This is a genomic window from Streptomyces sp. NPDC050704, from assembly GCF_040654355.1.
Lineage (GTDB): Bacteria > Actinomycetota > Actinomycetes > Streptomycetales > Streptomycetaceae > Streptomyces.
In genome coordinates this window covers 1-10,582 of record NZ_JBFAHW010000202.1, presented here as the reverse complement: position 1 = coordinate 10,582, position 10,582 = coordinate 1, and the positions used below count along the sequence as shown (strand labels likewise).

At 71.1% G+C, this 10,582-nt stretch carries 11 protein-coding genes and 3 pseudogenes; 11 read left to right on the top strand and 3 right to left on the bottom strand.

All coding sequences use genetic code 11. The features are described 5' to 3' along the window. Window positions 1–109: 109 nt before the first annotated feature. The gene (locus AB0I18_RS50170; RefSeq protein WP_363112553.1) at window positions 110–532 is read left to right on the top strand and encodes a barstar family protein; all 423 of its coding nucleotides are present in this window, start codon (window positions 110–112) and stop codon (window positions 530–532) included. Between the two features lie 34 nt (window positions 533–566). On the opposite strand, the gene AB0I18_RS50165 is transcribed toward AB0I18_RS50170, so the two are convergent. Next, window positions 567–953 carry a GntR family transcriptional regulator gene (locus tag AB0I18_RS50165; protein WP_363112552.1) on the bottom strand — a complete coding sequence of 129 codons (387 nt, stop codon included), beginning with the start codon at window positions 951–953 and terminating at the stop codon, window positions 567–569. 329 nt (window positions 954–1,282) lie between these two features. Between AB0I18_RS50165 and AB0I18_RS50160 the strand changes: the two genes are divergently transcribed. The 6 genes and pseudogenes from AB0I18_RS50160 to AB0I18_RS50135 all read left to right on the top strand — a co-directional run bounded on the left by AB0I18_RS50160 (window position 1,283) and on the right by AB0I18_RS50135 (window position 5,577). Then, window positions 1,283–1,837, top strand: a complete 555-nt coding sequence (locus AB0I18_RS50160; protein WP_363112551.1) for a transposase — start codon at window positions 1,283–1,285, stop codon at window positions 1,835–1,837. Between the two features lie 425 nt (window positions 1,838–2,262). Next, window positions 2,263–2,574: a hypothetical protein gene (locus AB0I18_RS50155; RefSeq protein ID WP_363112550.1), complete on the top strand. Its 312-nt coding sequence runs from the start codon at window positions 2,263–2,265 to the stop codon at window positions 2,572–2,574. Between the two features lie 361 nt (window positions 2,575–2,935). After that, window positions 2,936–3,106, top strand: a pseudogene (locus AB0I18_RS50150) (esterase); the annotation flags it as partial. An 86-nt stretch (window positions 3,107–3,192) separates the two neighbouring features. Beyond that, on the top strand, window positions 3,193–3,642 hold the full coding sequence (locus tag AB0I18_RS50145) for a hypothetical protein (RefSeq protein WP_363112549.1): 450 nt from the start codon (window positions 3,193–3,195) through the stop codon (window positions 3,640–3,642). A 62-nt stretch (window positions 3,643–3,704) separates the two neighbouring features. After that, entirely contained in the window at window positions 3,705–4,373 is a 669-nt protein-coding gene (gene cseB / locus AB0I18_RS50140; protein WP_363112548.1) for a two-component system response regulator CseB, read from the top strand. 10 nt (window positions 4,374–4,383) lie between these two features. Next, window positions 4,384–5,577, top strand: a complete 1,194-nt coding sequence (locus tag AB0I18_RS50135) for a HAMP domain-containing sensor histidine kinase (protein ID WP_363112547.1) — start codon at window positions 4,384–4,386, stop codon at window positions 5,575–5,577. An 86-nt stretch (window positions 5,578–5,663) separates the two neighbouring features. Here AB0I18_RS50135 and AB0I18_RS50130 read toward each other — a convergent pair whose 3' ends face one another. Continuing rightward, the gene (locus AB0I18_RS50130) at window positions 5,664–6,992 is read right to left on the bottom strand and encodes an endonuclease/exonuclease/phosphatase family protein (RefSeq protein WP_363112546.1); all 1,329 of its coding nucleotides are present in this window, start codon (window positions 6,990–6,992) and stop codon (window positions 5,664–5,666) included. Between the two features lie 183 nt (window positions 6,993–7,175). Between AB0I18_RS50130 and AB0I18_RS50125 the strand changes: the two genes are divergently transcribed. The 3 genes from AB0I18_RS50125 (at window position 7,176) to AB0I18_RS50115 (ending at window position 9,862) form a co-directional block, all read left to right on the top strand. Beyond that, window positions 7,176–7,565, top strand: coding sequence for a hypothetical protein (locus tag AB0I18_RS50125; protein ID WP_363112554.1), 390 nt, complete (start codon window positions 7,176–7,178; stop codon window positions 7,563–7,565). Further along, window positions 7,541–8,323, top strand: coding sequence for a hypothetical protein (locus tag AB0I18_RS50120; RefSeq protein ID WP_363112545.1), 783 nt, complete (start codon window positions 7,541–7,543; stop codon window positions 8,321–8,323). The genes AB0I18_RS50125 and AB0I18_RS50120 overlap by 25 nt, the downstream gene beginning before the upstream one ends. A gap of 273 nt (window positions 8,324–8,596) precedes the next feature. Beyond that, window positions 8,597–9,862, top strand: a complete 1,266-nt coding sequence (locus tag AB0I18_RS50115) for an alginate lyase family protein (RefSeq protein ID WP_363112544.1) — start codon at window positions 8,597–8,599, stop codon at window positions 9,860–9,862. A 152-nt stretch (window positions 9,863–10,014) separates the two neighbouring features. Here AB0I18_RS50115 and AB0I18_RS50110 read toward each other — a convergent pair. Further along, window positions 10,015–10,182: pseudogene (locus tag AB0I18_RS50110) on the bottom strand (cation transporter); the annotation flags it as partial. Between the two features lie 160 nt (window positions 10,183–10,342). Here AB0I18_RS50110 and AB0I18_RS50105 point away from each other — a divergent pair. Continuing rightward, window positions 10,343–10,582, top strand: a pseudogene (locus AB0I18_RS50105) (transposase); the annotation flags it as partial.

Below are 10,582 nucleotides of genomic sequence, written 5' to 3'. Positions count from 1 at the left end.
CTTCTCTCCGGGGGGGGCCCCCCCCGGGCGTTCGCCGCGGGGGGGGGTGGGGGCGGCGCACCCCCACCCCCCCCCCCCACCACCCGTATCCCAGAAGGAGAGGGTCGCATTGACCAGCACGACAGCCTGGATCCGCCCGCTGAACGAGGCGACGGCCGGCATCCCAACGCCGAAGGAGGCACCGAAGGAGGTGCGCGGCTCCCGCTGCCGCACCAGGCAGGGCCTGTTCACCGAATGGGCCGCTGCGCTCGGCTTCCCGGAGTACTTCGGCCACAACTGGGACGCCTTCGGCGACTGCCTCCGGGACGCCGTGTCCGAACCGTCCGAGCCGTCGGAACCGCCGATGGCCGTCGTCGTCCGCGAGGCCGGGGACCTCCTCGCCGACGAGCCGGAGAACGTACTGGCCCTGTTGCTGCTCATCCTCGGCCAGGCCGCCGGCGACGACAGCGCCGCACCGCGACTGCTGCTCCTCCTCGACGACACGCCCGATCGCCTGACAAGGCTGCTCGGCGACGACCGGCCACCGAGGTGATGAGGCCCCGCACGCGCTCGACGTGGGCGATCGCTCAGGAAGAGGCCGGGCCCAGGGCGTCGCGGACGGCGGTCAGGATGGTGTCGGTGTCGGCGCCCAGTGCGCGGGCCGAGGATGTGAAGTCCCGGGCGAGGGTGGCGAGTTGAGCGGTGTGTGGGCGGGTCGGGCTGGCCGGGGGTGCCGCGACCCGGGTGCCCGCGCCGCGGCGGGTGCGGATCAGCTCGGCGGCCTCCAGCTCGCGGTAGGCGCGGGCCACCGTGCCCGGCGCCAGACCGAGGTCAGTGGCCAGCTGGCGCACGGTCGGCAGCCGCTCGCCCTCGGCCAGCCGGCCGGTGACGATCAGCGCGGCGAGCTGCGCGCGGATCTGCTCGTACGGCGGCACTTGGCTGGTGGTGTCGACGCGGACGGCGGGGTCACTCATCGCCGACGGCCTCGTCCCCGGCCGCCTCGTCGTCGACCGCCCGGGGTGGCACCACGGTGACCAGGGACCAGATGAGGTTCCGACTTGTATGGCGGTAGCGGAACGTCGTCGGGTTGGCCGCTCGCAGCGTTTCCGTAGGACGCCGGGCCGGGCGGCTCGTGAGGTTCCTGCCGCCGTTCCTGGCTGGCTGATCGGGAGTGTGCCGCCGTTCCGGCGTCCGTCTACGGCCTGACTCAACAGAGGCGTGTCCCGGCCCGGTTGGTTCCCGAAGTCGGAGTGTCGGCGGTGGGCGTCCCTGTCGTCGCACCACCGTAGGGAGGGCAGCGCCCGTGATACTGCTCGGCGTCGATCCGTACAAGTCCACCCACACCACCGTCGCCGTGGCCCCGGAGCCCAATCGGCAGCTCGCCTCGGTCACTGTCGGGGCCCGTCTGCCGGAGTACCGACGGCTGCTTACCTGGGCCGGGAAGTGGCCGGAGCGCACGTGGGCGGTGGAAAACGCCAACGTACTGGGCCGGCACCTGGCCCAGTGGCTCATCGCCCGCGGTGAGCGGGTCGTCGACGTCCCCGCCTCCGCAACCAGCCGGGTACGCGAACTCTCCCGCGGCGGCGGACGCAAGAACGTCCAGATCGCCGCAGCCGCCGCCGCGACCGTGGCCTGCCTGCACGGCGACGGACGGGAAGTCGACGCGGAGGACCACGCCACCGCGCTGGCCCTGCTCGACGAGCGGCGGGGTGAACCTCACCCAGGCGCGCGTCCGCGTCGTCAACCAACTGCACGCCTTGTTACGGGACTTGCTGCCCGGAGGTGGCCCCGGCCAGACGTCCGCGGTCACTGGTTTTCTGACCTGCTTTTGTCTCCTTCACCTTTCGGATCCAGGTAAGCCATCGGGCCCAGGAACCTCCTTCCGAGTTCCTCCCGGCTCAGCCGGGGATACAAACAGAGCGCCTCGTGGCGCACAGGCTTCGCTCTACCACCCAGCGCCTCGTTCTGGTGCGTGGAGCGAACACTGTCGTGGATCTGCCAGCGCTGCGTGCGCGACTACGAGCGATTACCCAGCACCACGAGGCGGTGATCAAGTCGTCGATGATCATGCTCATGCCCCGCCGCCTGGCACGCCCTTTGACCACCCCGAAGCACCGAAAGTGATCAGTTTGTTCACGGGCACTGAGGGCCATCGTCCACAGCGCCGCGCTGGGCCAAGGATCGCTCCCGACCGCAGCCCGCGACGACCTCATGGAATCGGTGCGGCTCAGCGAGACGGTGCTGAGCAAGAACCTGTCGCGCTGACCAGCACAACCGCCCGCGTTGATCGCGGTGACCACTCTCCCCGACTGCGGGCCGACGCCGGCAGCGGCATTGGCTCCTTACGCCTCTCTGCCCGACTACGAGGACGTCGTGCTGTCGGTCGGCGCGCTGCGCGGCGACGGCAAATACGGCCTGCTTCAGCAAGCACGGCTCCTGGGCGAATATGTACGCCCCGGCGAGCCGCTCACCGGCACCCTTGCCAGCTTCGACGTGCCGGTTCGGTACGTCTACCAGCACACCATCTACGACGCTGCTGGTTCGGCTTCACCTACGTGGCTCTGTCGGTTTGATTCGGCCCCGCCCTTGCGGTGAGACGTTTCTCGTGGTCTGTCGCGGGTGGTGGCTTGGGATGTCGTTGTCCAAGCAAGAGCTGTTCGACCGGATTCGCCGGGACAGCTGGCAACAGAAGCCGTTGATCCGGGCGTTGTCACGGAAGTACGGAGTGCACCGTCGGCTGGTCTGCGAGGTCACGTTGACCTCCTCGATGGCTGCGTCGCGGAAGGCGCCCAGGCGTGTCTCGCCGCGCATGGAGCCGTGCAAGAAGACGGTCGACAAGTGGGTGCGCGAGAATCTCGAGGCGCCGCGCAAGCAGCGGCACACAGCGAAGCGGATCGGGGCCCGGCTCGAGAAGGAGTTCGGGGTGACGCTCGCCTGCACCACGGTGCGGGACGCGGGCTCCTTCGGCCACCGCGGCCGCGGCGGCGCCCTCGCCTTCGCCGACCCCGAGTCGGGCATCGTCTTCGGCTACGTCGTGAACGGCTTCCGCAAGAGCGTGACGGCGGCCCCGCGCGCGCATGCGCTGGTCCGGGCCGTGCGCGTGGTACTCGCCACACCCACGGACTGATTAACTTCCCGCTCGGTGTCGCGACATTCTCCGTTCACCTGAAACAGCCAATGTGCTCTTTCACGGCTATCAGGGAGAACAAGGGCATGCCGTTTCGACGAGTCACGGTGTGCGTCCTGTTCGCCGCAGGTCTCACCGGGTGCGGCGCAGTGGACGGCGGGACCCGGATCGAGGGCCGGGCGCCGACCGGGATTCCCTGGTCGGGGCCGGTGTACGTGGAGGACGGGCGTTCCGAGCCCCGGCAGCGCCCCGACCTGATGGACCTCACCGAGCTCACCACCCTGGACCGTCTGGAGTGGCGCGGCTGGGGCTCTCCGCGCGCGACCGCCACCGGCCTGGTGCTGGACCTGGCCTGCCTCTCCGGCTGCCCGGACAACGAACCCGCGAGCTACCCGGTCCGGGTCGTGCTGACCGGCCTGGTGAAGCGCGAGTACGCGGCCTACTACGGCCACGCGGCCGTCACCGCCGTACGACCGCCGGCACCGGACTGGGCGGAGGACGTCGGCAGCGTGCCCGTTCACGTGCCGAAGGCGTGACCGAAAGTGGTGACAGGGAGTACCGGCAGGAAGTACCGACCGGAAGTACCGAGAGGAAGCACATGCACGAGGTCCTGCTGGTCGAGGACGACGAGATGATCCGGGAGGCGACCCGGCTCACCCTGGAGGAGAGCGGCTATCGGGTGCGCACGGCGGTCGACGGTGTGAGCGGACTCGCGCTGTTCCGGGACCGTGCCCCGGACGTGGCCGTCCTTGACATCATGCTGCCCGGCCTCAACGGCGTGAGCCTGGCCGGCCGTATCCGCGAGGAGTCAGGGGTGCCGGTGCTGCTGATCTCGGCTCGCAACGACCCGGTGGACGTGGTGATGGGCCTGGAGGCGGGCGCCGACGACTATGTGACGAAACCGTTCGACGGTCTGGTCCTGGTGGCCCGGATCCGCTCTCTGCTGCGCCGCGCGGCCCCGGCCGAGCAGCGGACCGGGACTGAACCGCTGCGGTTCGGGGACCTGGTCTTCGACCTCGTGTCGCTGACCGTCCACCGGGGCACGGAACCCCTCGCCCTCACCACGACCGAGCTGAAGCTGCTGCGGGAGTTCGCGGCCTCGCCCGGCACCGTACTCACCCGGGACCTGCTCCTGGAACGCGTCTGGGACTACGCCTGGTCCGGCGACACCCGCGTCGTGGACGTCCATGTACAGCGTCTGCGCGCCAAGATCGGCCGCGATCGCATCGAGACGGTACGCGGCTTCGGCTACAAGCTGTGCGGCTGAGGCGGTCGCCGTGAACGCCGGTACCAAGGTCGCCCTGGCCGTCGCCGTCGCCGCCCTGTGCGTGGCCGGGGCGATCGGCGTGCTCGTCCACCGGACGACCGCCGCCAACCAGTTGGCCACCGCCCGCTCCGACCTGGACCGGCAGCTGTTGAGCGCGGCGTACGACTACGCGGCAGCCCGCAAGTCGCCCGCCCGGATCGACCCGCCGGACCTGCCGGCCGCGGTGGCGCGGGCCGTGCGCGGAAACGTCCGCGCGACGTACCTGGCGGGTGGCGCGCACCCGGTGCTGTGGGCGGCGACCCGCGTCTCGGACCACAACGTCCTCGCGCTCTCACGGTCGTACGCCCCGGAGGCCCGCACCCTCGGCACGCTGGACCGGACCCTCGTCACCACGGGTGCCGCCGCCTCCGTCGTGGTCTCCCTGGCGGGGCTGGTGCTGGGCGTGCGGATGGGCCGCCGGGCCACGGCCGCCGCCCTCGCGGCGGAGCGGATCGCGGACGGCGACCTCGACGCCCGGGTCCACCCCGACGGCCGCGACGAGATCGCCCGGCTCGCCGCCTCCGTCAACACCATGGCGGACGCACTCGGTGCCCGGCTGGAGGCCGAGCGCCGAGTGACGGCGGACATCGCGCACGAGCTGCGCACGCCGGTCGCGGGCCTGGCGACCGCGGTCGGCCTGCTGCCGCCGGGCCGGGCCACGGACCTGGTGACCGGCGCCGTGGGGAACATGCGGCGGCTGGTCGAGGACGTCCTGGAAGTGGCCCGCCTCGACGCCCACAGCGCCTCCGTGGAGACCGAGTCCCGCCAGGTGAGCGCCATGGCCCGGCGCGCGGTCGCCGGACTCGACGGCGTGCAGGTCCGGATCACCGAGGACGCGATGGTGGAGACCGACCCGCGCCGCGTCGAGCGTGTCCTGACCAACCTCGCCGCCAACGCGCTCCGGCACGGCGCCGTCCCCGTGGTGGTGGAGGTCGAGGGGCCGGTCGTCCGCGTCCGGGACCACGGCCCCGGCTTCCCGCCCGACCTGTTCGCGGTGCTGCGGACGTCCGGTCCCCAACGGTTCCGTACGTCCGCACCGTCCACCGGCACCGGCTTGGGCCTGACCATCGCGGTCGGCCAGAGCCGGCTGCTCGGCGCCCGTCTGACCTTCCGTAACCATCCGGAGGGAGGCGCCGAGGCGGTGCTGCGGCTGGCGACGGACTGACCTGCCCCGGTCGTCCCGCGCCGGTCACCCTGCCCCAGTCGCCTCATCCCGCTCGTCCCGCCCCAGTCGACCCCTCCCGGGGTTTCCTACAGGTACCGCACGATGGGCGTGGTGCCGATGGCCGCACCGGCGTACCGCCAGTACCAGTAGGTCCCCGTGTTGTCGCAGTCGGTCAGGACGACCGGTACGCCGTCGATTCCGTTCGGGGAGATCTCACCGACGCACAGGTCGTTGCCCACCGATGACTGGATCTTGATCATCGGGTCGTTGGCCTGCTGAGGGGTGCTCCTGGCGTAGAACATCTGCCCGAGGGAGCCGTCGCAGGGCTCCTGGACCGCGACCGAGTTGGAGTGCGGCAGGTAGAGGCACTCATGCGTGCTGCGGTTGCGGAGCCGGTAGCGGTCATGTCCGACCGAGTCGGCGCCCACCCGGTCGAAGTACCAGGCGCCGCCGAAGGCGTCCTGGTGCGTCTCGTTGACGTCGATGCCGACACCGTTGCGTCCGGACTTCTCCGTGAGACCGAGGAACCGGTCGTCGGCGGAGTTGGTCAGGGCGATGTCGGCCTGGGCGTGCAGCCGGTAGAACATCACCGGGTAGTGGTCCGAGGACATGAGCTGCATCCGGCCCGCGCCGACGGAGTCGTCGTTCCCGTTGGACACCATGTAGTCGAGCTGGTTTCCGCCCTGGTGGGTCTGCGTCTCCTGCCCCCGGGTGTGGTAGAAGGTGACGTCGCCCGCGATGGCCTGCTGCTGGTTCCACAGCTGGGTCTCCATGGACTCCGGAGTGCGGTTCCAGTCGCCCATCGCCGCCCAGTTGCGACCGGCGGACGCGGCGTTGATCTCCCGTACCAGCTGGGCCGCGTTCGAACCGCCGTTGGACAGCGCGTGCACGCTCCAGAACATGTCGTTCCCGAAACGCAGGCCGAGCGCGGGACGCCCGGCTCCACCGGCCCCGCCGTAGGCCGTGGCGATCGAGTCGGCCCGCTGGTTGGTGATGAACGCGACGTTGACGCGGTGACCCTGGGGGTCGGTGTTCAGCAGGTAGATGTAGTACGTGGCGCCGCGGGAACCTCCGGGCCGCCACTCGGCGGTGGTCAGGCCGAAGTACTGGTACCCCCCGTCGTTGGTGTGCACGGTGAGCGTACGGTTCCTGACGTTCGTGGCGCTTGCGGGAATCGTGCCGGCCTCCTGGAGCGCGAGCACCTGTATCCCCTGCTGCATCAGGGGATACACGTCGGACTGCCACTTGCTCTGGCCGTTCAGGCCGCCGCCGGAGCCCTGCATGTTGTATGTGCCCAGCCGCCAGTTGCCGACGAAGGCGCTCGCCGCACCCGCCGTCATCACCTGGATACCCAGGCCCGCCAGCACGGTGACGAGCACGGTGAGAAGCCAGGTTCTTGCTCTGCCTGTGATCATGGGTGGCTCTTTCGCTTCCTGGCCGAAGCGGTACGCCGCCCGGCCGGTGGATCAGGCGAGCAACGTAGGAACCGGATGTCGCAATGGCCCCTCGGCCGGGTAACAGTGGCTCATCGGCGCGTCCGAGCCCGGGGCCCGTCCCGCCGCTGAACCCGCCGGCCCGCCCTCGGCGCCCTGCCCCGCGTGCAGCATCAGCCCGATTCCGACCCTGGGAGCCTGCACTGGTGGCTGCTGGTCGGCGGTAGCGCAGGCATGGTGATCACGCTCGTGCTGAGCAGTGCTCTGTACCGGGCGTTCTGCCGTCGGGGCTCTCGTGGCCTCGAAGATGGCAGCTTCTGGATCGGCCTCACCGGGTACGCGGGTGTGATTGTCACCATCTGGGGCGCGTTCGCGATAATCGACAAAGCGCCAAGCGGGCGCGACTTCACTGCCGCCGCCCCGGGCCTGCGCGTGGTCGGCGACATCACCTATATCCCCACTGTCGAGGGCTGGTTGTACCTGGCGACCAGGTCAACGGCCGCGCCGAGCCGTTCGTCTCCTGGCTGCGGGTGTGGGACTGGTCGCCGGTCCTGACCTCCACGGTCCTTCAGGGCTGGGAGCCGTTGCTTCAGGCGCTGCGCCGCCTTGAGCCCGCCGGCCCGTCCGACCCGCGCGCCCAGGCCGTGCTGGAACCGTGGAAGACCACCACGGCCCTTCAGGCCGGGGACCTGGTGGAACTGGCGGCCGTACAAGGGCCGGTGGCGGCCGCGGTCCGGATCGCCGGCGCTCCGGATGCCGGCGACGACGGGTACGCGATGGTGCTGCACCGCCTCGTCGCCGCCGGCCCGGCCGCCTGGACGACCGACGTGCCCGCCGTCCTGGCTGCCCTTCAGCGGCCGGGGCTCGCCGCGTTCTACCTCGCCGCGGCCGCCGCCCACGCCGACCGGCCCGGCGCCTTCCCCTCCGGCGCGCTGCCGGCAGCCGTCGCCGCGGCGCTCGAGGTACGCCGCGGCCCCGGCGAGACGGCCCCCACCGTCGGCTTCGACGGCGTACGGCGCCGGCCCGCCGGGGTGTTCTTCGCTGACCAGGCGCTGTTCGACCTGCTCACCGCCGCCTGGCGCGCTGCTGCCCTTGCCGGTGACCAGGAGCGCGCCGTCTGCCGCACAGTGCAGAAGCCCTCACCAACGTCCGCAAACACGCCCCCGGCGCCACCGCCTCCGTCCGCGTCCGCCACACGAGCGGCACCCTCCACGTCACCGTCACCAACGCCGCCCCACCCGTCCCGGGCGCGGCCTGCCCAGCGCCCGGCACGGTCTGGCGGGCCTGCGCCAGTGCGCCGAGTTCCTCGGTGACAGGGTCTCCTCCGGCCCCACGGCGGACGGCGGCTACGAGCTCGCCTGGATCTGCCGGCCGAGGCCACGCCCTGAGCCGGCGCCCCGTCTCCATCAGGCCGACGAGTTGGTCGTCCTGGAGGGCTTCGACCCGGTGCACCGAAACGCCGCCGAGATACCTGATGGACCGTCAGTTCAGGGGTACGCTCGGCCCGCCCTCCCGGCAGCCATCCACGCCGGTGCAGCGCCCCCGCCCCCCACCCCGCAGCGCTCCCTCTGAACGGAGACCCGGCGATGAGCAGCGACCTCCCCCACCCCCACGACATGTCTCCCACCGCTGACCAGAGACCCAGCCGCCGCACACTGCTGCGTGCCGCGGGCGGTCTCGCCGCCGCCGGGGTGCTCGGCGTGGGCACGGCGGCCGGCGTGAGCGGCCGCGCCGAGGCGGCCCCCTTGCTCTTCACCCACCCCGGCATGCTGAACAGCTGGGGCGAACTCAACCGCGCCAAGGTCTATGTGGCCGTCGGTCTCGAACCCTGGCGGTCCGGCTGGAACCGCCTGGTCGCCAACCGGCACGCGCAGAGCACCTGGACGCCCAACCCCCGGGCCACGATCATCCGCGGCGGCCCCGGCGCGAACTACCCCCTCCTCTACAACGACATCCACGCCGCCTACCAGAACGCCCTGCGCTGGAGGATCGCCGGGACCACCGCCCACGCCGACGCGGCCGTCAGGATCCTCAACGCCTGGTCCGCGATCCTCACCACCATCACCGGCAACGCCGACCGCTTCCTCGCAGCCGGCATCTACGGCTACCAGTTCGCCAACGCCGCCGAGCTGATGCGCGGCTCCCCGGGCTTCGACCTCGCCCGGTTCCGGCAGATGATGCTCAACGTCTTCTACCCCCTCAACGACCGGTTCCTCCGCGAGCACAACGACGCCTGCATCACCAACTACTGGGCCAACTGGGACCTGTGCACCATGGCCTCGATCCTCGCGATCGGGATCCTGTGCGACGACGACGCCAAGTACGACCAGGCCGTCGACTACTTCAAGAACGGCGCGGGCAACGGCTCCCTCCGCCACGCCGTCCCGTTCGTGTACGAGAGCGAGGGCCTCGCCCAGTGGCAGGAGTCCGGCCGCGACCAGGGGCACAGCCTGCTGGGAATCGGCCTGATGGGCGCCTTCTGCGAGATGGCCTGGCACCAGGGCGAGGACCTGTACGGCTATGACGACAACCGGTTCATGAAGGCCGCGCAGTACGTCGCCAAGTACAACCTCGGCCAGGACGTGCCCTTCACCACCTACACCTGGGGCAGCGGCCAGAACTGCGCGCCCCAGCGGCAGACCGTGATCTCCTCCGCGAGCCGCGGGCAGCCCAGGCCGGTGTGGGACATGCTCCACTACCACTACGCGCGTCGGCGGCGCCTCTCCGTCCCGTACATCACGGCCATCGCGGAGAAGGGGCGCCCGGAGGGCGGTGGCGGCGACTCTCCGTACGGGACGACCAGCGGCGGCTTCGACCAACTCGGCTTCGGCACACTGCTGTACGCCAGATAGTCCGACTCGTCAGTGCCGCGTCAGCAGCCGGAGCAGGCGGGCCCGCAGCCGCAGCCGTGCGGCTCCTTGTCGGCCGACGGTGCGGTGTCCACGTCCACGGGGCCACCGCACCCGCCGGCACGGCACAGCAGCTGTCGCCCCGCCATGCCCCCCCGGCCCTCCTTGACGGTCACGGCGGCGATGACCAGGGCGGCAATCGGGTCCGCCCAGGACCAGCCGAGCAGGGAGTTGGCCAGCAGGCCGACCAGCAGCACGGCCGACAGGTACGTGCACAGCAGGGTCTGCTTGGAGTCGGCGACGGCCGAGGCGGAGCCCAGTTGGACCGCGCTCGACCCGAAGGGGCCCGCCGACTGGTCCCGTCGGTGAGCCCCGAGCACGGCCCGAGCCCCGGGCCCGGTGCGGCCTCGTCCTGGGGCGAACGGCCGTGCCGGTCAACCGGGCCTCTGCACTTTGCCCAAGCTCCAGGGGCCCAGCCCCATTCGCATCGACCAGGCTCTCTACGCGGTCATCATGGAGGCATATGTGCACGGCGTCTCCACCCGCAGCGTCGATGATCTGGTCAGAGCTCTGGGCGGGGACAGCGGGATCTCCAAGTCCGAAGTCTCGCGGATCCGCACGATGCTGGACGGGCCGCTGACCGCATTCCGCACCCGCCCGCTGGATCACGTCCGCTTCCCCTACGTCTACTTGTACGTCTACTTGGACGCGACCTACTGCAAC

Excerpts from the sequence above, each read along its gene's own strand:
- AB0I18_RS50165 (WP_363112552.1), bottom strand. The coding sequence starts at position 953 with ATGAGTGACCCCGCCGTCCGCGTCGACACCACCAGCCAAGTGCCGCCG.
- AB0I18_RS50145 (WP_363112549.1), top strand. The coding sequence starts at position 3,193 with ATGCCGTTTCGACGAGTCACGGTGTGCGTCCTGTTCGCCGCAGGTCTC.
- cseB (WP_363112548.1), top strand. The coding sequence starts at position 3,705 with ATGCACGAGGTCCTGCTGGTCGAGGACGACGAGATGATCCGGGAGGCG.
- AB0I18_RS50130 (WP_363112546.1), bottom strand. The coding sequence starts at position 6,992 with ATGATCACAGGCAGAGCAAGAACCTGGCTTCTCACCGTGCTCGTCACC.
- AB0I18_RS50115 (WP_363112544.1), top strand. The coding sequence starts at position 8,597 with ATGAGCAGCGACCTCCCCCACCCCCACGACATGTCTCCCACCGCTGAC.